Genomic DNA, 21578 nt, shown 5'->3' with positions numbered 1-21578 from the left:
TAACTGCTGAGAGACCAGATATATTACTTTTTAGATCAATTACTTAGCAGGATTAATGTTGAGTTAAACTCTGTAAGTAATTAATTTTAAAGCATTAATTTTAGTTTGTTTACATCCTTGTTTAAATCAAACAAGCTAAAATCTGATCTATGAAATTTATTCTTATGCAAAAAATATTATTCGTCAACTTGAATTTGTAACTTTTTCAAGTTAAATTATTTTCAAGCAATTAAAACTTGGGTAAGGGGGATTTATGGCTAAAAAAACTGAATCAGAGCATGGTGGTGCCAGAGCAAATGCGGGACGTAAAGCGCAATTCAGTGAACCCACCAAAGTGATTCGTGTTCCTGAGTCTCAAGTTGATTTCATCAAAAGTTGGTTACTGAATAATGTCAAAACGGGTGCACGTAGCGATCTAAGTACTTCGCTAAAAATACAAACTGTTCAAGCTAAGAATGATCGAATTTACCATATTCCACTCGCAACGGAACGTGTTGCTGCTGGTTTTCCATCGCCTGCACAGGATCATGTTGAACAAGCTTTGGATTTAAATGAATTTTTAATTCGTAATGAAAATTCAACGTTTATCGTAAAAGCAAATTCACTTTCGATGTTGGATGTAGGAATTGATATTGATGATCCACTCGTGGTTGATCGAAGTATCCCTGCTAAGTCAGGTGATATTGTGATTGCCTTGATTGATAATGATTTTACTGTCAAACGTTTAATGATTGATCACCATTTCAGCCCCCCGAAAGTATGGCTCAAAGCCGAAAACCCTGATTATCAAAATATTTATATCACTGAGGGTCAAGAACTGGTGATTTGGGGTGTTGTCACTTATAACCTAAAACCGATGAGGTGAACTAGATGAGTTTGCCACAACGAATTTTTGCTTTGATCGATGTGAATAACTGCTATGTCAGTTGTGAGCGTGTGTTTAATCCAAAGCTAGAACAGCGTCCTGTGGTGGTTTTGTCGAATAACGATGGCTGTGTGGTTTCTCGTTCTTATGAAGCGAAAAAGCTCGGCATAAAAATGGCAGTGCCATTTTTTCAGATCGAAGATTTGGTTCGACAGCATCAAGTACAAGTCTTTTCCAGTAATTATGCGTTGTATGCGGAAATGTCTCGCCGTTTTATGAACATTTTAGGGAGTTTTGTTGATCCATGTGAGCAAGAAGTATATTCGATAGACGAATGCTTTTTAGAGTTCACCGCTTATCACGATCAATATGATTTAACTAGTTATGCGCAGCAGATTTTATCGACTGTGAAGAATTGGTTAGGTTTACCATGTTGTATTGGAATAGGGTATTCCAAGACTCAAGCAAAACTTGCGAATCATTTAGCAAAAAATAATTCATGTTTCCAAAGTGTTTGTAACATGGTGGATGAGGATCCTTGTATCATCGAGGATTTATTAACACATTTGCCTGTAGGTGAGGTTTGGGGTGTTGGACGAAAGATTCGACAGCGTTTAGAAAAAATGCATATCTATTCGGTGATGGATTTGGTCGAAGCTGATCCAAAGATGATTGGACAGCACTTTTCGGTTGTACTGGAAAATACAGTCAAAGAATTAAGGGGAATTGCTTGTTTAGAAATAGAGGATGTAATTCCAGATCGTCGTCAAGTGCTGAGTAGTCGCTCCTTTGGGCAACCAATTGAAGATAAGAATAGCCTGAGTGGTGCTTTAACTGAATTTACCCTGCGAGCAGTCGAGCGTTTGCGACAACAAAAATTATTGTGCAAGGCTGTTGGGATAAGTATTCGCACCAATCGCTTTAATAAAAATGAATATTATCGTCCTTATACAACCGTTTATTTGTCAGACTATAGTGATGATCGCCTAGAAATTATCAAGGCAGTTCAACAAGGACTTGATCGTATTTATCAAGCAGGACATCGTTATAAGAAAGCGGAGGTAATTTTGCTTGATATTATTCCACAACACGCTCATGCCGTTGATTTGTTTCATAACACTGAGGAAATGATCGAGCGACAAAATCTTTCAGTGACATTTGATTATATCAATCAAAAATTTGGACGTGATGTGATGACGCTCGGAAGACTGATTACACCGCATGGGCGCACATGGGCGATGACGCAAAGCTTTAAATCTCCAAGTTATCTTACGAAATGGAGTGATATTTTAAAAGTTTCTTAGCATGTATGAATTGCTCTCAATAAAAAGACAGGTTTTATCCTGTCTTTTTATATTTTGGGATATCGTGATTTAGAGCTTTTGAGCATAGGCTTCTAATTGATCTACGACAGTACCCCAACCATGAAAGAAACCCATGTCTTCATGTTGTTGTCTTGCCTCAGGAGTACGATGGCGTGCAATCGCCGTATATTTTGTAGATCCATCATCAAGGTCTTCAAAAATAATCATCGCTGTCATAAATGGATTTTCACTCGGTTTCCAATCTTCAGTATAAGCATCGGTGAAAACTAATTTTTCACCCTCAATAATTTCTAAAAATACGCCGTTATTTGGAATCAGATTGCCATCAACATTAAATAAGGTGTTAAATTTTCCACCCACTTTTAAATCAATTTCACATGATTCAATTGAGTGCGGTTTAGGGATAAAGAAATGTTTAATATGTTCTGGAGTCGTCCAACATTCCCAAAGTAATGCGCGGGGTACAGCAACAGTTCTTTCTAGTTTTAGATCTGTTTGGGGATCAAGATTCATTTTTTCTTTTCCTTTGTAAATTGAGTGCATAGTCTTCTAATTGATTTAAGCGCGTTTCCCACATGGCTTGTTGTTCATGTAACCAGTGTTGCACAGGGTTTAACGCATTGGGGCTAAGTGCATATGTTCTGACTCGGCCATTTTTTAGGGTTGTAATGAGCCCAGCTTCTTCTAGTTTTCTTAAATGTTTAAGAAAAGAAGGAAGAGCCATTGCATGTTCTTCTGCCAATGATGTTGTGGTTGCATCGCCATGCGACAGACGAGTCAATATTGCTCTGCGTGTTGGATCACTTAAAGCATTAAATAACAGATCGAGTTGTGAATCATACTTAGCCATAAGGGTAAGTATTGTGCTAAAAAATATTCAAGTCAAGAAAAACTTATCCAAATAGCTAAGTTTTGTTTGGCGTATTTTAGATTAAAAAATTAAGATGTTGATTCTGATCTAAATTGTTTAGATAAATGTTTGACTAAGTGATCAATAGCCAAGCGTGTTTTTAACGGCATAAATGATTGTGATGACCAAACTACATGTATAGGAAAGTTGATGGTTGTAACATCAGACAGTGTTTGTATCAGCTTTCCTTGTTGCAGTTCATCTTGAATGAGCCAGTCTGGTAGCCATGCAACACCAGCGCCCAATAAAACTGTATTTTTGATTGCTTGCATGTCATTCAGCATAAATTTGGCTTTCGGTTTAATCGAAATAAGTTGCTGATCTTCTGTCTGCAAATGCCATTTTTGTAAATAACCCGTGTGTGGATAGGTGATCGTGGTGTGATTTTTCAGATCATCTAAATGCTTAATTTCACCATGTTTTGCAAGATAATCAGGGGTAGCACACAGCAGCATACGATGATCACCTAACTTTCTAGCGATCAGTTGGTGGGTATCAGCTAAGTTACCAATCCGTATGGCGAGGTCAAAACCATCCTCAATAAGATCGATAGTTCGATCATTGAAGGAAAGTTCAATTTGAAGGTCAGGATGTTGTTGAGCAAATTCAACAATTAACGGCGTAATAAATAGCTGGCCGACTAAAACGGGTGCAGAAATTCGTAATAAACCTGTGGCTGAGATTTTGCCTTGATCCAGTAAATGTTCAGCAGTATGAATTTCAGCGATAGCTTTACGGCTATGTTCATAAAAAAGTGCACCTTCATCAGTCAAGCTCAGTAATCGTGTTGTACGTTTAAATAAGGTCACACCTAACCGTTCTTCTAAACGAGCAATACTTTTGCTAATCGCAGATCGAGTGAGATGCAATTGTTCAGCAGCATTTGTAAAACTACCCGCCTCAACAACAGTGACAAAAATCGCAATAGTATTCAGTTCAGCATGCATAATTGTGGAGTTTTTGGAATCAATTTTAGGAAATAATATCACTTTTGTTGAAAATATTGTGATCGTAATATGGTGCTATCCACTTAATAGGGCATAGATATGACAAAGGTGTTAGTACTTAAATCAAGCATGATGGGTGAGCAATCTCAGACGAATCAGCTCATTGAGCAGCTTTTAAAGCAAAGAGCTGAACATGGCTTTCAAGATGATGTGATTACACATGACTTAACAACGCTGAATTTACCTGTATTAAATGCTGATATTTTTCATGCGCTACGTGGTGCCGAAAATGATTCACAGCAAATCCAAAAGATTGTGCAATTGTCTGATCAATTGATTGCAGAATTAAAGCAGGCTGACTTGTTGTTGAACGGTGCGCCGATGTATAACTTGAATGTACCGACGCAATTGAAAAACTGGTTTGATTTGGTTGTACGTGCTCGTCATACCTTCAGATATACCGAAACTTATCCGCAAGGGTTGGTAGACGGCGTAAATGCAATTGTGGTCAGTAGCCGTGGCGGAGTACATTTAGGACAGCCGACAGATGCTGTAAGTCCTTATTTAACATCAGTGTTAGGTTTGATTGGTATTCATAATGTTGAGTTTGTTTATGCTGAGGGTATGGATATTCCACCATTACGTGAAAATGCTTTAAAAGCCGCACATACGCAGATACTAAAACTCGCAGTCTGATTTTTTGAACAAATATTTCAAGTATTAAAAGAATTAGAGCATTTATCTAATTCTTTTAATGTGAATAAAAGTCTTTCTAATGGATGTTAGAACAAGGTTAGTGAATATTTTTCCACCATTGTTTGAAGTTTTGTTGATCATTATCGAGCTCAACTAACTCCCCAATCATTGGGGTGGCAAGTCGATAATTTCTTCTTTGTGAGTATTGAACGATACGTGTGATTGGCTCTTTCCAAGGATGTTTGGCTAAGCTAAATTTAGAGTGGTGTACTGGAATCATATTACGTGCTTTGAGTTCTTCAGTTGCTTGAGCAACCTCATCGGGATGACAATGTACTGAGCGCCAAGCAGCATCATATTGACCATTTTCCATTAATGCCCAATCGAAAGGCCCATATTTTTTTCCGATCTCTACAAAGTGTTTGTCATAGCCCCCATCACCTGTATAGAAAACTTTTCTTTTAGGGGATTGAATAATAAATGAGACCCAAAGATTTTTGCCACCATTGAACGCACGTCGAGAATCATGATGTGTGGTTTCGGTAATAATAGTAATCCCGTCATCAAATTCGATTCGGTCGCCCCAATCTTTTTCAATCAGTTTATCTTTGGGATAACCCCAATATTCAAAATGTTCACCGACTCCCAATCCTGTAATGACATATCGAACTTTGTCTTTGAGCTTGAGTGCTGTTTCATAATCTAAATGGTCGTAGTGATCATGTGAGATGAGTAAGTAATCAATTGCAGGCAAATCCTCAACGCTATAAATATCTGTGCCTTTATATGCTCGAGTTCCCCATGGGAAAGGTGTTGCTTTACCGCTCATGACAGGATCGATTAGAAAGGTTTTGCCATGTAATTGCATAAACACAGAAGAGTGCCCAAACCATACAATCACATCTTGTTTGGGATTTAATGTTTTGAGATTGGTTTGAATAGAGGGGATGGGGTCTTTGGGATTACGGTGTGGGATGGTTTTAATGAAAGTTCTATACAGTTCAACGAAAATACTTGTATCTTCAGCGATACCAGATTTCTCCATTAAATTTCTAAATTGACCTTGGCGATAGTTGGGAGAGTTTTCAATCAATTGTAATCGTTCACCTGTTGGATTTTTACCAAACAATGGGTGCTGTGTGTACAAAATGCTGCTACCTAGTAGCAAGACAACAACGATAGCAAAAAGAATTAGCATAGATAGAATTAACCTTTTCATTTGAGCATTCGATTAACAACATTAATAAAAAGTCAAAGCGACAAAATGATGAAATATTGTCTAAAAATCGACGAATGAAAGATTGCCTATTCTTATTTAATATTTGCCTAATCTAACGAGATATGAGAAATGGCTTTTAGGATTTTTGGTGGGTGTTGTGATTGAACAAAACGAAGCCATTTAGAGGTGATCGGTTTATGTTAGACTATTCGACATTACAGTCATTCAAAATACTGTAAGTTAACGAAATGAGTAGGCGAGATGATTGGGCAGCAAAGAAATGTATTGGCAGCTTTGGGAATAGATGTTTGGATTCCTAGAGATGTAGTGTGCCAAAAAAATACTGCCTCAAGCATTTGGCGAGATCAAGCAGTTGAAGAAACTCCGCAAATACCACAAATGAGTTTTGAGACTGAAACACTCAAACCAGAAATTCAAACAAATGAAGTACAGCCACAAAAAATAAAACAAGCTGAATCTCCTCAAGTTGAAATTACAGAACAAGCATCTGTTCAAAAGGCGATTTCTGAAAAAGAACAGGTTGTCGTTAGTGCATCTGTGCAAGCATTTGAGTTGCAGATGTATGTGCTAGAAAATACTGCCATTTTGGTAGAAAGTAGCCAGTTAAATGATGAACAACGACAACTTTGGCGTAATATTCAAAAAGCAAAACTTGGACAATATGCTGAGCTGAAATGGCCATTTCCATTGGCTGGTTTCCAAGAGAGTAGAGGTTTATCTTCTTACATCCAAGGGTTCTTAGATGCATCGGCAAATAACAAAAAAATACTCTGCCTAGGCCAACTTGATTTTCTACAACATTCAAATCTCTTATATTTAGCGAGTTTAGAAGAAATGATCGCACAACCATTATTGAAAAAACGGTTGTGGCAACTTATGCAATAAGGTTCGGAAATCCAATCATGAAGAAAGTCGTTGTATTTAGCCAAATTGATCGAGAAGTATTAGCAAAACTACAGCAGAACTATCAAGTTGTTGTATTAAATCCCAAGCTTGGTGACATCAATGAACAGATTCGTAACGAAGTCGTGGATGCTGATGCGATGATTGGAGCAGGACGTTTACTCAATGAAAGTAATTTAGCGCCTGCGCAAAAACTAAAAATCATTTCAACGGTTTCTGTTGGATATGACAATTATGATGTGAACTATCTAAATCAAAAGAAAATTTGGCTTGCAAATACGCCTCATGTTCTTACGGAAACGACTGCTGATTTAGCTTTTAGCATATTACTCAGCGCTGCGCGTAAAATTCCGCAACTTGATGCTTGGACTAAACAGGGGGAATGGAAACGTACCGTTTCTACTGAGCAATTTGGTGTAGATGTTTTTGGTAAAACCCTTGGGATCATTGGTTTAGGTCATATTGGTGCTGCAATAGCACGACGCGGATTTCATGGGTTCAATATGAACATTTTGTATCATAACCGCCGTGAAAAGATCGAAGTTGCGCAGGCATTTAATGCAGAGTACCGAGAGTTAGATCAATTGCTACAACAATCTGATTTTGTCGTGGTTGCCGTTGATTTAAATGCCGAATCAAAAGCCTTGATCGGTGCTGAACAGTTTAACCTCATGCAGAAACACGCGGTATTTATCAACATTGCTCGTGGTTCAGTGGTTGATGAAAATGCTTTGATTGAAGCTTTGCAACAACAGAAAATCTTTGCAGCTGGTTTAGATGTTTATGCCAAAGAACCATTACAAACATCACCATTATTTGAATTAGCAAACGTTGTCACCGCTCCGCATATTGGCTCAGCGACAGCTGAAACACGTCAGAAAATGGTAAATCTCGCTTATCAAAATTTAGTAGATGCCTTAGAGGATCGAACACCTCGTTACCTAGTGAATCCTCAGTTCTGATAAAACCGATTTAATTGCTGAATTAATCAGCGATGCTATCTATTTAAAAAAATCAATATTGATACACTTGCGCCCTTTGATGACTTTATCTTGGGGCGTCTGTGTTTGAGAAATTAGCTGAACAAAGTTTAGGATTAATGGGATGGGAAATCGACAATCATTGGGATTTAAATATCGACCAATGTGTCATGATCGCAGCTCCTCATACAAGCAATTGGGATGCACTGTATGCACGTTTGGCGCTAAAAGCTTTAGGTGTAAATGTTCGTTTAACGATTAAAGACAGTTATATGAAGTTTCCATTTGGTCCTTTTGTACGTGCAATGGGCGGAATTGGAATCGATCGAAGCATCAAACAACAAGGCCAAGAACGACCAAGTATGGTTCAGTTAATGAGTGATCTTTTCAAGACTCATCCAAAGCTTGTCATGTTAGTTACGCCAGAGGGAACTCGTGCGAAACAGGAACAATGGAAAACAGGTTTTTATCATGTTGCGATGACAGCAGGTGTGCCGATTGCATTGGCTTATATGGATTATGCTAAGAAAAAAACAGGAGTAGGAAAAATCATTTATCCTACAGGGGATTATGAAAAAGACATGACCGAAATCATGGCTTTTTATGCTGAAATTCATGCTAAATTTCCTGAAAAATTCAGCGTAGATCAGCGCTATACTTCGGCTAAATAATTACGCCGATTTCAAAACTCATAAAATAAGGCGGGATTTTCCTGCCTTTTATAACACATTGTTGCAAATTTCTCCTTTTTTCAATGTTATATTAAATTTCTTTATTAAAATCATAGAGAAACCCTTTGAGATCGTTGCTGCTTGCATGTGGCTTATTTGCCACGACTCAACTTAGTCATACTCAGGTCTTTTTGCCAACGGTGGCGGCTGGGCAAACAGAAGTACCTGAGATTGGAAGCGGTATAGGTTTACTCGATCAACAAAAAGAAAAATATATCGGTGAAAAAATTTATCGTGAAGTTCATCGTCAAATGCCAACGGTGCAAGATGCATGGTTGGAAGATCAATTCCTACAAGTATTTTCAGGTATTTTAAGCCAAACGCAATTGGGGCAACCCATTGGTCTCGTCATTATTAAAGACCCTCAAATTAATGCCTTTGCTGTTCCTGGTGGTTTATTTGCATTGAATACAGGTTTAATTACTTCAGCAAAAAATCTTGATGAAATTGCGGGTGTAATGGCACATGAAATTGCACACGTTGCACAAAGACACTATAGTCGCTCTCAAGAAGCATTTAAGGGGCAAGGTTTACTTGCATTGGCTGGAATTCTTGTCGGTGCTGCTATTGCATCTCAGGCCGATGGTAATGCGGGTGCAGCTGTAATGATGGGGACTCAAGCGGCACTAATGGATAAGCAATTGAGTTATAGCCGTAATCAAGAACGTGAAGCGGATCGTATCGGGATGCAATTTATGTATGCCGCAGGTTATAACCCTCAGAGTATGGCGGATTATTTTGAAACCATGCATCGAGCCACTAGTCGTGTCAGTTTCTTACCTGACTTTTGGTTTACTCATCCTTTAACGACTGAGCGAATGAGCGAAGCTCGTTTACGCGCTAATCAACTACCTAAAGTCAGATCTAAAATTTATGATCTCGATTTTGAAATCCTAAAACTCTATACCTTGGTGGTTTCAAATCAGGCCACTGAAATTCAATTACAGTCGCTGGCGAATCAGAAAAATACCGCAGCACAATTAGCGCTGAGTAAGTTCTATCTTGAGCAAGGTGACTATACTCAAGCACAAGCGAATTTGGATTTAGTAAAGGTTAAACTCAAGAATCATGTGCTTGTACCTTTGATTCAAACTGATATTTATCTTGGGCAAAATAAATTAAGTCAGGCATTTAATAGTATTAATTCTGTTCAAAAAACAATGCCTGAAAATAGAGCGTTGTCTTATAAGTTGGCTGAGGTTCTGATTAGACAAGGGCAAATTATGGAAGCTCAAACATTAGTGCAGCGTTTTATCCATAAAAATCAAAGAGACATACAAGGTTGGCAGTTGTTGCAACAAGCTGCGAATCTAGATAAAAGTTCATCGTTACAAGCTATTAATGTTTTGGGATATCGTGCTGAAGCAGAATATTGGTCTGGTTATGAAGAAAATGCGATTAAGTCGATGCTACATGCACAACGGTTAGCAAAAGGTAATATCGCGATGTCAGCAAAGATTGAATCTCGTTTAAAACAGATGCAAGATGAACGTCGGATGAGACTTTAAATGAAAATATTAAACTGAATTACTTCACTCAGAACATACTTAGGTTAGAGAACAGAACAGCTTTATGAATATCAAATTAGAAAAGTTTCACGCTCAAGATTTTGATGATTATTTTCAACTAGTTGGTAATGAAGAAGTAATGGCTATGATCACTGAAAGAGCGATACCTATAGATGAGGCTGAGCAGGATTTTCAATTACTTCTAGCAAATAATCAGTTACATCCAAATTTTGGTCATTTTAAGATTTTAGATGCTAGTACTAATGAATATATGGGCTTAGCTAAATTAGAAATTAAGAGTTTGTGTAACAGAGAAGCTGAGTTGGGATATATGCTTTTACCAAGTTTTTGGGGAAAAGGTATCGCTCGTAAAGTTAGTCAGCATTTACTTGAAGATGCCAAAAGCCAAAATTTGATTAATAAAATATTTGCGATTATTGATCCTAAAAATATAGCCTCACGTAAAATATTAACTAGTCAGGGCTTTATTCATAAAGAGTTTAAAGATTATGATGGGCTTCCAGGTGAAATACTTGAACTAAAGCAATGCCTTATTTGACTTACATTAAATTATAAAGCTTAAAGATAACTTATAGTTATAAAATTGAGGAGGAAATTATTATGATCAAAGGGCAGTGTTTGTGTGGGGCTGTACAATATCAATATCAGGGAGAGATTGAAAATAGTATCCTATGCTATTGCGCGGATTGCCAACAAGCTCAAGGTGCATTAGGCGGATGGAATAGTCCACTTGATCAAACTCAGTTTGAGTTCATTTCTGGGCAGGAACAGTTGAAAGAATATTTTCATACACCGAATAAAGCACGAGTATTCTGTCAAAACTGTGCTAGTCCAATTTATTCTTATCGTAAGGATTTACCCAATATCATTCGCTTACGTTTAGGTACGGTGACAGCAGGAAATATCCCTGCGCCGACTGAAGAATTTTTTACCGAGCATAAGCCAAATTTTATTGAATTAAGCTAAGATATTTGGCGTAAAGAAAAGCTGAGAAGTTACAATATTTATGAAGAAATTTTTTTGTTTTATTTTCGCATTCAATGCGGCGGGGATGAGTATTGCAGCATCAGTTGAGCAATATGTAAATTCAGTTGAGAAAATTCGCGGGGTCTACGCACAGGATATTCGGGGTTTTTTACGAAGTTTAAATCCTCAAACAACACAATTTACACCTGAGCAACAAGCTAAATATTGTGGCATTAACCAGCGTTATATTCAGGATATGTCAGATGCGATTGAAAAAAATCGTTCATCATTACCACCGCAATATGCAAGTATGACCAAGCAGGATTTAATTAAACAAGTAGTTGAGTCTAAAGAGATGCAAATGCTTGCCAAATATAATGTGCAGTGTGATTTTAAATAATAGAAAGGCTTTAGGTTTATAAGGAATCGAGTCTATTACAGTCCGAAATTAAATTAAGATTTTTGTAGGGGCTGATGGTAATCAGCTCATTGAAATATTTGAAGATTGATGGTTTGATTGCCATCGAACCCTACTTATCAGGATTGGCGTAATTTAATAAGAGCATAAAAAATGACAGGATTTGTTGCAGGGACATTGGTACATACTGAAAAGGGATTAGTTCCAATTCAGGAAATTAATGTTGGGGATCGGGTTTTGTCTCGTTCTGAGAATAATGAAGAAGAAACGGTATATAAATCTGTTTTAAATATTTCTTCTTCATTTGATAGTATTATTTTTCAACTTTGTTATTACAATATTAAAAATCCTATGTCGGATCTTCAAGCCCAAATATTATATTTGGCAGGTGGTAATTTAATTTGGGTCGTAAAAGATGAAGATGGAAACATCATCGACAAATGGCTTCCAGTAGAGAATATTATTGGCGGATCACAAGTCGTATTAAATAATGGAGATTTAGCTGAGGTTGATGGTATACAGGAAGTATTGAGAACGAATAATAAGAATGTTGGAGATATTTTTGATATTTTGAATGATAGACCAGAAATCTTAGTGGATTTTAGTCATGATAAACTGGAATACTATTACATTGAACATCTTTTTAGAACAAATGAAAGTTATAGGTATGAATATCATAGTCATATAGAACATAATTTTTCTGATAAAATATCTATAATGGTGGGGAACTATAATATTAAAGTTGTAAAAGAATATTTTGATTTTTTTGAAGTACGCACATGCCCTCAACCTTATACAAGGTCAGTTTATAATCTTGAAGTTGAGGATCATCATACCTATTTTGTCGGATATGATGGTATATGGGTTCATTGTTAAAAATGAATCCAATTTAATTTAGAGAAAATAATTAAGTTGCTGTTTTAGAAATTAGGCTAATTTCGCTTTAATTTTGGCAGATACTTGTGCAGGATCGGCACGCCCGGCTATGATCGGACGTAGAGAATTCATCACCTTACCCATATCTTTCATGCTAGTAGCTTCTTGAGCAGCAATCGTTTGCTCAATGATAGAATCAAGCTCTTCCTCAGTCATAGCTTCTGGTAGAAATTGAGAAATAACCTCAACTTCGGCTTGTTCTTTACTAGCTAAATCTTCTCGACCAGCACCTTGAAAGGCCTTAATCGATTCTTTACGTTGTTTAATTTGCTTTTCAATGACCGCAAGAACCTGAGCATCGTCAAGCTCAATGCGCTCATCGACTTCGATTTGCTTAATTGCTGCCTGTAGACCGCGAATAACCGTTACTGTTGCCATATCTTTGGCACGCATTGAAGTTTTTAACACGTCAGTAATTTGGTTTTTTAAAGTCGTCATAGTCTTTTCAGCAGTCAATCACAAATTAATTAGTAAAGGCGAGTAGTACGTACAGATTCGCGAGTCAATTTCTTTTGATAACGCTTAACTGCAGCAGCTTTTTTACGCTTACGTTCTTGAGTTGGTTTCTCATAGAATTCGCGCTTACGAACGTCTGCTAAAACACCAGCTTTTTCGCATGAACGCTTGAAACGACGGATAGCTACGTCTACTGGTTCGCCTTCTTTCAACTTAACTTGTGGCATGTAAAATCCTCTAAGATTATGGATAAGATCTAACGCACTATTGCACTAGATCGCAAGTGAAGGTCAGTATTTTACTCATTTACAACTCAGATCACAAGTCTATAATAGCTCCGATATTATTTTTGATCGTTGTAAAGGCAGTTTAATGATTGTTTTGGGCTTGGAAACTTCGTGTGATGAAACTGGGTTAGCACTCTATGATAGCGAGCTCGGCTTACGTGGACAGGTTCTCTATAGCCAGATCAAACTGCATGCGGAATATGGCGGTGTTGTGCCTGAATTGGCTTCACGTGATCATGTTCGTAAAATGATTCCATTGATAAATCAATTGCTTGAGAAAAGTGGTGTTAAGAAGCAAGAGATTGATGCTGTTGCTTATACGCGTGGCCCTGGACTCATGGGCGCATTGATGACAGGTGCTTTATTTGGTCGCACTTTAGCTTTTGCGTTTAATAAACCTGCGATCGGTGTACATCATATGGAAGGTCATATGCTTGCACCATTACTTTCAGAAACTCCACCGGAATTTCCGTTTGTCGCATTATTGGTTTCGGGCGGTCACACTCAACTCATGGCTGCATATGGTATTGGTCAATATGAGTTGCTTGGTGAATCTATTGATGATGCAGCAGGTGAAGCTTTTGATAAAGTTGCTAAAATGATGAAGCTGCCTTATCCAGGTGGGCCAAATATTGCAAAACTTGCTTTACAAGGCGATGCACAAGCTTTTGAATTTCCACGTCCGATCTTACATCAGGGCTTGGATTTTTCTTTCAGTGGCTTAAAAACAGCTGTTTCTGTTCAATTGAAAAAATTGGGTGAGGAAAATCGTGATGCTGATGTTGCAGCATCTTTCCAAGAAGCAATTGTGGATACTTTAGTTAAAAAATCTGTCAAAGCGCTTAAGCAAACAGGTCTAAAAAGATTAGTGATTGCGGGTGGTGTGAGTGCGAATGTTCGCTTACGTGAGCAATTAGAAACCTCTTTGAAAAAGATCAAAGCGCAAGTTTATTATGCTGAACCTGCATTATGCACAGATAATGGGGCAATGATTGCCTTTGCAGGCTATCAGCGTTTGAAAGCTGGTCAGCATGATGGTTTAGCTGTAACAACGACACCAAGATGGCCGATGACTGAGTTAAAGCCAACCTAAGATGGAACTCATAATATTTGTTGGTTGTCAGGCTTCAGGTAAATCCACTTTTTTTAAGCAATACTTTTCAGATACCCATATTCGCTTAAATTTGGACATGTTGAAAACGCGTCACCGTGAAAAGATATTTTTTCAGGCTTGTTTAGAGGCGAAACAAAAGTTTGTTGTTGATAATACCAATCCAAGTAAACTAGATCGGAAAATCTATATTCAACAAGCAAAAAATGCTGATTTTAAAGTGATTGCTTACTATTTTGAGAGTTTTTTAGATGATGCGCTTTTACGTAATGAACAACGTAAGGGTAAAGCAAAAATTCCTCGAGTTGGCGTAATTTCTACTTTCAAAAAACTTGAACAGCCAGAACTCGATGAGGGATTTGATGAAATTTACAGAGTTTCAATTGATCAAGAAAATGACTTTAATGTTCGGTTGATTGGACAAAGAGAATAAAGATGCGCTTTGAAGATTTAGATACAAGATTAAGACAATATGAAACTGCAAATGATTTTTGTGTTCCAGCTGCAAATTATATTGTCGTTCGTTTAGATGGGCGTGGCTTCACTCGTTTAACCAAAGACATTTGGCAATTTGAGGCGCCATTTGATGTGCGCTTTAGAGATTTAATGGTAGAAACAACAAACCATTTATTACAGTGTGGTTTTAATATTGTCTACGGTTATACCCAAAGTGATGAGATTTCTCTTTTATTTCATTACAAAGAAGAAAGTTTTAATCGTAAAGAACGTAAAATTCTTTCTATATTAGCAAGTGAAGCTAGTGCAAAATTCTCTGTTATGCATGGTCAAATTGCTACATTTGATGCCCGAGTTTGTATTTTACCCAATGTACAGTTAGTAGATGACTATTTCCGATGGAGACAAGAGGATGCTCATCGAAATGCATTAAATGCACATTGCTATTGGATGTTAAGAAAGTCAGGTCATGCAGCAGGTGAAGCAACAGAAAAAGTTAAAGGGCTAAATCGTCAAGAAAAGCATGATTTACTCTGTTCACAGCAAATTAATTTTAATGAACTTCCCACTTGGCAAAAGCGTGGTACAGGTGTTTATTGGAAAGAAATTGAAAAATCGGGTCTAAATCCGAAATCTGGTGAAATTACACAAACGACAAGAAGGCAGTTAGTTGCTGATTTTGATTTGCCTTTAAATGAATTCTATAGCGAATTTATACGTCAAAATTTTTTTTGAAAATATTTTTATGAACATCCGTTCATAATGGAGTTGTAAGTTGAAAATTTCTTATATTTTTACATGTGGTCGATTAGAGTCTTTATATAAGATTCTATGCCTCACTCAACAAGGTGAGGAGACGGCATCAAAAGAGAAAGTCATTGAACAATATAAAAAAGATCTTTCTGTGGGACGGTCATTTGAGGAAACTGAACTTTATCAATTGATTGAACAAAGTGAAGAAAAAATCGTGATCAATCGTTTGAATAATATTCTTCGAGATAAACCTGTTCAACAGAAGAAAGATTTTGATTTTCAAGAATATAAGACAGGTGCATGGTCTGAATTCAATGATTATAAGTTAGTAGTTCGATTCTCTAATGCAAAAACACTTTTGAGTGAAAAGCATTTTGAGAAAACTGGTGAATACATGACGAGTCGAGGTGTTGCAAAACTGACAGGTTTCAATCCAGCGAATATCAAGAATATGTTGCAACATAAAAGAGCGATCGTGAAAAAAATGCTCATTACATTGGAAAAATTAGCGGAAGAATATTGATATTGGTACGTTAGTACGCATAAAAGTAAGGTGCAGAAAAAGCTGATTTTTCTGTATCAACTATTTGATAGCTGAGCTTGTTTTAAAGAAAGTGGCTGACACAAATTTTAATATTTTTAAGTGCCAAATTTGAGCATCCATAATGAACACATTCTTCTGCTGAGAATCCTTCATGAGCTAAAATTATAAGAAATTGTTTTATCGCTTTCACTTCTGCTTTTGATAACGAATGTTCTTGAGCTTTTAACTTAATACCTAACATCGGGTAAGGACTTTCCGTCGGAGAACATTCAAAATACCACCATTGTTGACACTCTAAACATCGATAAGATGTTATGGAATAGTCAAACTCAGGTATGACTTCATCCGTAGGAGCATCTTCTCTGAAGTATTTGGGAAAGTTCTCAACTACATCAAAATTAAAACTAAAAAGGTTATTAAAATCATCTGGGCAAGCAAAAAAAGATTTTATTTTTCGACATTCACACATTTTAATGGCTCTTATCAGGCGGTTAATTACTTTGGCTTGTCTGCTTTAGACAACACGGCTAAACAAACAAAAATCAAAGCCATACCTAACCAACCAATTGGTGCCAGTTGCTCGCCAACCAATAACACAGCAAATAAAGCAGCAACCAGTGGTTCGAATAAAGTAAGTGTAGTTGCTGTGCTAGCAGAAATTGTTTTTAGGGCATAGCCGAAAAGTAAATAGCCTAAGAACATTGGGATCAGCATCATATAACCAACAACATAAAGATTAACTGGCTCATCAAATAAATTTGAGCCTGTAAAAAATAGAGTAGGTAATAAGATTAATGCGCCAAAACCAAAAATAAGACCCATTGATGCTCTAGAGTCGACTCCACGATCAATCATTTTTTTAGCTGCCCACGAATATAAAGAATAAGTGAGTGCGGCAATTAGCCCAAGAATGATGCCTATGGTTTTCTGATCCGTTGCAATCGTTTGCGTTGTTCCGTATGAATGAGATTCTCCAAGCGATAATAAAAGTACGCCTGCAACGCCAAAGACAAAGCTTATGAACCATTTTCCAGAAAGTGCTTTTTTATCGAAAAATTTTTCTAATAATGCTGCAAATAAAGGGGCTGATCCAATCGAAACAACAGTACCAATGGTAATACCTGCCATTCGCATAGATGTATAAAAGGCGAGTGGATAAATCGCAACTGAAATCATTCCAATCAGCAGTAAAGGATAATATGAACGAATTTGCGGTAAATGATTCAGAATCGTTTTATGGGCTAATAGGGCTTGCAGTAAACCACCGCCACCCATGGCAATTGCCCCAATAGCTAAAGGACTGAGATTGGGAGCATAAGATGCAGCTGTTCCAGTCGTTCCCCATAAAATTGAAGCAACTAAAACAGCAATAAATCCATAATATGAGTTGAGGTTAAGGGAGTTATTCAATTTGAAATCTCTTGTTCTAACATGGTTTGAACCATTTTCTTCGCTGCAAATACTTTAGTGCTGGTACTTTCTAAGCCAGCACGAGCAATTGAACCTTCTAAGATAAATGAAATAAGCAAAGCCAATTCCTGTACTCGTTGTGGATTAGAAATCATTTGATTTAAATGATTGGCAACGATGCTTTCGATTTCATCTTTATGATTTTTTACTGCTAAGCGCTCAGGACTGTGTGCTGGAAATTCGGCTGCTGCATTTAATAAACCACAACCACGAAAGCCTTTTTCATAGGCAAATTCGGCATGGTCTTGATAAGCATCAAAAATTGCCAAAACTCCATCAATAGGTGTTTTGATCTGATGCTTTCTTTGTTCGTATAAATCTAGCCACTCTTGATGACGAGCTTCGATATAACAACTAATCAAATCAGCTTTGGTGGGGAAGTTGTTATATAGCGACATTTTTGCCACTTGAGCTTTGTCTGTAATGCTGTTGATACCTGTGTTTGCGATTCCATCGTTATAGAACAATGTTGCTGCTGCATCCAAGATTTTTTGTTTTGCTGATTTCGTGTTCATAATAAAATTTTATTAGGTATACCGATCTACCTAATATTATGCAAGAGTAAATGAATTAGCAAGATAAAATTGAATTGATGGAAGGAAAGGGAATAAGCGGTTGATTAAGAAAACGTGTATCTTCTTAATCAACTCAAAAATTTATTTATGATTGTTTTTTACTGTGAATGATTGCTAACCCATAAATTGGCCATTTCTTTTCAGCTTTGATGTTATTGACCAGCCAAGCGACGAGTACCAAAGCAATTGAACCTAAAAGAACTGGGAAAAATAGAAAACTCCACTGGTACTGAATGGTATGTGCAGTGAGTAATATCACCAATGGATTTGCACCAGCAGGTGGATGCACGCAGCGAAGAATTTGCATGGCAGAAATTGCACAACCAACTGATAATGCAATACTTAATGCTGAAACACCAAAGGTCTTTAAAAATAATAAGCCAATAAAAGCCGAGACAAAATGCCCTAAAATAACGTTACGTGGTTGAGCTAAGGGCGACTGAGATACTGCGTATAAAATGACACAAGTCGCGCCAAACGGTGCCATGATAAATAAGTTATTTGTTAATTTGCTGAGCAGAATTAAGATCAAAATACTTAATGTCCCGCCGATTAAACTTCTAATGATATCAATATATTGGGGTAGTGGTGCTAGATGTTCTTTACCTTTGAATAAAGCCAACATGGTTTCCTCACTGATGTCTTGATTTCCAGTGATAATAAAACTAAAATTAAAAATAGTACAGATCTGTACTATTTTTAATTGGGTAAAATTTTATGTCTAAATCAGCAACTAAAATTTTAAATACTGCGGAAAAATTATTTTATGAAAATAATTTCGTCGGGGTTGGTGTTGACTTAATTCGAGATGAATCAGGCTGTTCTAAAACAACGATGTACACCTATTTTAAAAATAAGAATCAGTTGGTGAAATCTGTTCTTGAAGCTAGAGACGAAAAATTTCGACAAAGTTTGCTTAGTTATGTGGCTGATGCAAAAGGACGAGATGCTTTGAATAAATTAATTGATTGGCATTTGTCGTGGTTTCAAGAGGATAACTTTAAAGGTTGCTTATTTGTTCGAGCAGTAGCAGAGTCACATCATAGTGACCAAGATATTATTGGTGTGTCTAAAGCTCATAAGATTTGGATTCGAAATCTTATCACCAGTTATCTTCAAAGTGATCCAAAAACTGACAGTTTAGTTGAGATGATTTATACCTTAATTGAAGGTCTAATCAGTCGCTTTTTGGTTGAAGGGTATGATGCAAAAATTGCTGAGAATATAAAGAATTCAATTAACCAAATGATTGATATTTATAGTTCTTAATCTAGTGATGCTTTGAATGATCGTCTCGTTTAGAACAAGACGATCTTATTGCAAAATTTGGATGAATTTATTCCTTAAACACTTTTTGGTTTTCTACATCAATATATTCAATATAACCGCGACCTTCAATCGGATTGTTGCGGTATTTACCTGTAAAAGTATAAGCACTTGCATAGCCAATACCGTGACCATAACGATAAGGACTATCAATCTCCGCAGTAATTTCTAAGACTTTTTGATTTGAAGCATCTTTTACAGACCAAGAGAATAGCTGTGGTAGACGCATCTTTTTACCGCTTGGCGAAACATAGTCATCTACTTGATGAGCAATGACTTTAAATTCAACATTGGTATAGATTTCAGCAGCTTTATCCGTATGACGAACATGTAAACTATAAGCAGCGGGTTGACCTAGGATATCTGCTTTGGTGAGGAGTAGCTGCGTTGTCTCGTTTAAGTTAATGATCTGATAAGTAAAGAAATCTAACGGCAATTTATATGCTACAGGTAGCAGCTTTTTAACGACGCCATGCGCGCCCGTCGCTCGTGCGTATTCATAGGTACATAAGCCTTCAGCTGGAGTCACTTGTCCTTTGTATTCAAGTTGACCTTTGAAATTTGCCAATAAACTAAAATGATCGTAAATAGGTGTTTTAATAAACCATGAGATTTGCTTACTGACATCAAGTTCAAAATCAAAACTCAAACCATGATATGCACCTTGTAGATGAATATTTGGTAATGTTCCACTGATTGAAACTTCTTCACCGAGTTCAATCAAACTGCCATTTTCTTGAATATTGCTTTGTTCAGGAATGATGTAGGCTTTTAACAGATGTTCATCAACAGCAGCGGTACTGGAAAATAATGTTGCAGTTTGTCTAGGATCTCCGAGCGTGATGTCATCATGGTCAAAAGCGAGTGCGCCAGGCGTGCCCAATAGGATCATGATATTTAAATAACGATGTGGCTCAGGCAGTAAAGGAAAGAAAATGCCATAGTGTGTCCAAGTGTAGAATTTTTCTTGAGTTCTTGGACGAATAATATCGGGTTCTGAAAATGGAATGGTAGAGAATTTTACGGCTTGATCTAAAGCTCCCTGTGCCAACAACAGGCTTTTACCTAAAAATTTGCTGGTCAGGGAAGTCGGTGGCAATTGTTTTTTCATCTTTGTTTCCTTAATTCTTTCCTTATCGAAAAGTAGGGTATGAGAAACAATTGCGTTTGCTAAGCGGAAATAAGGACAACGCTACGGCTTTTCAGGACATTATCCTTTTTGATTGTTAGACAATTTTTCTAACTTTTGCGAACCAATCCAATGCTTTGAAAACTGATAGGCTGCACGACCCGAACGTTGCCCGCGTGCTTGACACCATCTCAAGGCTTCAGCACGAACTTCGTCGTTATATTCTAAATGTGCTTTATGAATATAGTGCTCGACGATGGTGAGGTAAAGCTGTTGATCCATTGGATAGAATGAAAGCCACATCCCAAAACGATCTGAAAGTGAAATTTTCTCTTCAATCGCTTCTTGAGGGTGTAACTCTGTATATTGCGGCACATCTACTTTACGCACAGGGGTATTTTCATGCATAAATTCAGGCAGTAAGTGACGACGGTTACTGGTCGCATAAATAATAAAATTGCTTGAACCAGATTGCAGTGAACCATCTAAGACACTTTTGAGACTGCGATAGTTTTCATCTTCAGCGTTAAAGGCCAAATCATCACAGTAGACAATAAATTTCTCAGGACGATGTTCAATCAGTTTTTGAATTTTAGGAAGGTCGGATAAATCATCACGCTCGATCTCAATCAAACGTAGACCTTGATGAGAGTATTCGGTTAGCAGGGCACGAACGATAGAAGATTTTCCCGTTCCACGTGATCCAGTCAATAAAATGTCATTTGCAGGTAAGCCATTCAGGAACTGTAAAGTATTTTGAATAATCTTTTCTTTTTGGCGTTCAATCCCTTTTAAGTCTTCCAAATGCATTTTTTTAGGTTGTTGTACTGCGAGTAATTGTTGATTTTCCCAACGAAATGCAATCGCTGAAAAATCTGTTGCTTGTTTGGGTGCTGGGAGGACTTGCTGCAACTGTGTTAAAACACTGGATAACGATTGGAGAATAGATTCAGGTAATTCCAATATAGCCATAAATACAAACCAAACTCAGTGATCAATGAATATGGATACTATCACTGCTATCA

Annotated in this window: 27 protein-coding genes and 1 pseudogene; 16 read left to right on the top strand and 12 right to left on the bottom strand. The window is 37.1% G+C overall.

All coding sequences use genetic code 11. The features are described from left to right. The first annotated feature begins 253 nt into the window (after positions 1–253). Together IO68_RS17695 and IO68_RS17690 are read left to right on the top strand one after the other, a co-directional pair. On the top strand, positions 254–865 hold the full coding sequence (locus IO68_RS17695) for a LexA family protein (protein ID WP_023012370.1): 612 nt from the start codon (positions 254–256) through the stop codon (positions 863–865). 5 nt (positions 866–870) lie between these two features. Beyond that, entirely contained in the window at positions 871–2169 is a 1299-nt protein-coding gene (locus tag IO68_RS17690) for a Y-family DNA polymerase (RefSeq protein ID WP_023012369.1), read from the top strand. A 69-nt stretch (positions 2170–2238) separates the two neighbouring features. On the opposite strand, the gene IO68_RS17685 is transcribed toward IO68_RS17690, so the two are convergent. From IO68_RS17685 to IO68_RS17675, 3 genes are all read right to left on the bottom strand, one after another. Then, positions 2239–2703 (bottom strand): SRPBCC family protein, encoded by a 465-nt coding sequence (locus IO68_RS17685; protein WP_023012368.1) that lies wholly within the window; start codon positions 2701–2703, stop codon positions 2239–2241. Further along, positions 2693–3040 (bottom strand): ArsR/SmtB family transcription factor, encoded by a 348-nt coding sequence (locus tag IO68_RS17680; RefSeq protein WP_004880614.1) that lies wholly within the window; start codon positions 3038–3040, stop codon positions 2693–2695. Before IO68_RS17680 ends, IO68_RS17685 begins: the two co-directional genes overlap by 11 nt. An 89-nt stretch (positions 3041–3129) precedes the next feature. Beyond that, positions 3130–4047, bottom strand: coding sequence for a LysR family transcriptional regulator (locus tag IO68_RS17675; RefSeq protein WP_023012367.1), 918 nt, complete (start codon positions 4045–4047; stop codon positions 3130–3132). Between the two features lie 99 nt (positions 4048–4146). Here IO68_RS17675 and IO68_RS17670 point away from each other — a divergent pair, with 99 nt between their 5' ends. Beyond that, positions 4147–4743, top strand: a complete 597-nt coding sequence (locus IO68_RS17670) for an FMN-dependent NADH-azoreductase (protein WP_031234634.1) — start codon at positions 4147–4149, stop codon at positions 4741–4743. Between the two features lie 97 nt (positions 4744–4840). Here IO68_RS17670 and IO68_RS17665 read toward each other — a convergent pair whose 3' ends face one another. Next, a complete protein-coding gene (locus tag IO68_RS17665) occupies positions 4841–5941 on the bottom strand; it encodes an MBL fold metallo-hydrolase (protein ID WP_023012365.1) in 1101 nt (366 codons plus the stop codon). A 540-nt stretch (positions 5942–6481) separates the two neighbouring features. On the opposite strand from IO68_RS17665, the pseudogene IO68_RS34345 reads away from it, so the two are divergent. From IO68_RS34345 to IO68_RS17625, 8 genes and pseudogenes are all read left to right on the top strand, one after another. Next, positions 6482–6868: pseudogene (locus tag IO68_RS34345) on the top strand (hypothetical protein); the annotation flags it as partial. A gap of 17 nt (positions 6869–6885) precedes the next feature. Next, entirely contained in the window at positions 6886–7848 is a 963-nt protein-coding gene (locus IO68_RS17655) for a 2-hydroxyacid dehydrogenase (protein WP_023012364.1), read from the top strand. Positions 7849–7949: 101 nt separating this feature from the next. Further along, positions 7950–8537, top strand: coding sequence for a 1-acyl-sn-glycerol-3-phosphate acyltransferase (locus IO68_RS17650; RefSeq protein ID WP_023012363.1), 588 nt, complete (start codon positions 7950–7952; stop codon positions 8535–8537). Between the two features lie 191 nt (positions 8538–8728). Then, the gene (locus IO68_RS17645; RefSeq protein ID WP_413540704.1) at positions 8729–10105 is read left to right on the top strand and encodes a M48 family metalloprotease; all 1377 of its coding nucleotides are present in this window, start codon (positions 8729–8731) and stop codon (positions 10103–10105) included. A gap of 64 nt (positions 10106–10169) precedes the next feature. Beyond that, complete coding sequence (locus IO68_RS17640) at positions 10170–10664, top strand: GNAT family N-acetyltransferase (RefSeq protein ID WP_023012361.1); 495 nt, start codon at positions 10170–10172, stop codon at positions 10662–10664. A 62-nt stretch (positions 10665–10726) separates the two neighbouring features. Next, positions 10727–11092: a GFA family protein gene (locus IO68_RS17635; RefSeq protein ID WP_023012360.1), complete on the top strand. Its 366-nt coding sequence runs from the start codon at positions 10727–10729 to the stop codon at positions 11090–11092. A 40-nt stretch (positions 11093–11132) separates the two neighbouring features. After that, positions 11133–11492: a hypothetical protein gene (locus IO68_RS17630; RefSeq protein WP_023012359.1), complete on the top strand. Its 360-nt coding sequence runs from the start codon at positions 11133–11135 to the stop codon at positions 11490–11492. Positions 11493–11663: 171 nt separating this feature from the next. Next, a complete protein-coding gene (locus tag IO68_RS17625; protein WP_023012358.1) occupies positions 11664–12386 on the top strand; it encodes a hypothetical protein in 723 nt (240 codons plus the stop codon). 51 nt (positions 12387–12437) lie between these two features. Here IO68_RS17625 and IO68_RS17620 read toward each other — a convergent pair whose 3' ends face one another. Together IO68_RS17620 and rpsU are read right to left on the bottom strand one after the other, a co-directional pair. Continuing rightward, entirely contained in the window at positions 12438–12884 is a 447-nt protein-coding gene (locus IO68_RS17620) for a GatB/YqeY domain-containing protein (RefSeq protein ID WP_023012357.1), read from the bottom strand. A 29-nt stretch (positions 12885–12913) separates the two neighbouring features. Then, complete coding sequence (gene rpsU / locus IO68_RS17615; protein ID WP_004652785.1) at positions 12914–13129, bottom strand: 30S ribosomal protein S21; 216 nt, start codon at positions 13127–13129, stop codon at positions 12914–12916. 145 nt (positions 13130–13274) lie between these two features. Between rpsU and tsaD the strand changes: the two genes are divergently transcribed. The 4 genes from tsaD to IO68_RS17595 are packed head-to-tail and all read left to right on the top strand — an operon-like array spanning position 13275 to position 16032. Further along, positions 13275–14282 (top strand): tRNA (adenosine(37)-N6)-threonylcarbamoyltransferase complex transferase subunit TsaD, encoded by a 1008-nt coding sequence (gene tsaD, locus IO68_RS17610; protein WP_023012356.1) that lies wholly within the window; start codon positions 13275–13277, stop codon positions 14280–14282. A gap of 1 nt (position 14283) precedes the next feature. Next, positions 14284–14733 carry an AAA family ATPase gene (locus tag IO68_RS17605; protein WP_004880593.1) on the top strand — a complete coding sequence of 150 codons (450 nt, stop codon included), beginning with the start codon at positions 14284–14286 and terminating at the stop codon, positions 14731–14733. Between the two features lie 2 nt (positions 14734–14735). Next, positions 14736–15491, top strand: coding sequence for a tRNA(His) guanylyltransferase Thg1 family protein (locus tag IO68_RS17600; protein WP_023012355.1), 756 nt, complete (start codon positions 14736–14738; stop codon positions 15489–15491). Between the two features lie 40 nt (positions 15492–15531). Then, complete coding sequence (locus tag IO68_RS17595) at positions 15532–16032, top strand: hypothetical protein (RefSeq protein ID WP_023012354.1); 501 nt, start codon at positions 15532–15534, stop codon at positions 16030–16032. An 82-nt stretch (positions 16033–16114) separates the two neighbouring features. Here IO68_RS17595 and IO68_RS17590 read toward each other — a convergent pair whose 3' ends face one another. The 4 genes from IO68_RS17590 to IO68_RS17575 all read right to left on the bottom strand — a co-directional run bounded on the left by IO68_RS17590 (position 16115) and on the right by IO68_RS17575 (position 18723). After that, positions 16115–16522 carry a hypothetical protein gene (locus tag IO68_RS17590; RefSeq protein WP_023012353.1) on the bottom strand — a complete coding sequence of 136 codons (408 nt, stop codon included), beginning with the start codon at positions 16520–16522 and terminating at the stop codon, positions 16115–16117. A 26-nt stretch (positions 16523–16548) separates the two neighbouring features. After that, entirely contained in the window at positions 16549–17463 is a 915-nt protein-coding gene (locus IO68_RS17585; RefSeq protein ID WP_023012352.1) for a DMT family transporter, read from the bottom strand. After that, entirely contained in the window at positions 17460–18038 is a 579-nt protein-coding gene (locus IO68_RS17580; RefSeq protein ID WP_023012351.1) for a TetR/AcrR family transcriptional regulator, read from the bottom strand. The genes IO68_RS17585 and IO68_RS17580 overlap by 4 nt, the downstream gene beginning before the upstream one ends. Before the next feature lie 145 nt (positions 18039–18183). Next, positions 18184–18723 carry an HPP family protein gene (locus IO68_RS17575; RefSeq protein ID WP_023012350.1) on the bottom strand — a complete coding sequence of 180 codons (540 nt, stop codon included), beginning with the start codon at positions 18721–18723 and terminating at the stop codon, positions 18184–18186. A 92-nt stretch (positions 18724–18815) separates the two neighbouring features. Between IO68_RS17575 and IO68_RS17570 the strand changes: the two genes are divergently transcribed. Beyond that, positions 18816–19367, top strand: a complete 552-nt coding sequence (locus IO68_RS17570) for a TetR/AcrR family transcriptional regulator (RefSeq protein ID WP_023012349.1) — start codon at positions 18816–18818, stop codon at positions 19365–19367. Positions 19368–19434: 67 nt separating this feature from the next. On the opposite strand, the gene IO68_RS17565 is transcribed toward IO68_RS17570, so the two are convergent. Next, positions 19435–20535 (bottom strand): DUF6670 family protein, encoded by a 1101-nt coding sequence (locus IO68_RS17565; protein WP_023012348.1) that lies wholly within the window; start codon positions 20533–20535, stop codon positions 19435–19437. 99 nt (positions 20536–20634) lie between these two features. Continuing rightward, positions 20635–21525, bottom strand: a complete 891-nt coding sequence (locus tag IO68_RS17560; RefSeq protein WP_023012347.1) for an ATP-binding protein — start codon at positions 21523–21525, stop codon at positions 20635–20637. Between the last annotated feature and the right edge of the window lie 53 nt (positions 21526–21578).

This window comes from Acinetobacter sp. COS3 (assembly GCF_000475335.1).
GTDB classification, from domain to species: domain Bacteria; phylum Pseudomonadota; class Gammaproteobacteria; order Pseudomonadales; family Moraxellaceae; genus Acinetobacter; species Acinetobacter venetianus.
This window is presented reverse-complemented; position numbering and strand designations above follow the sequence as displayed.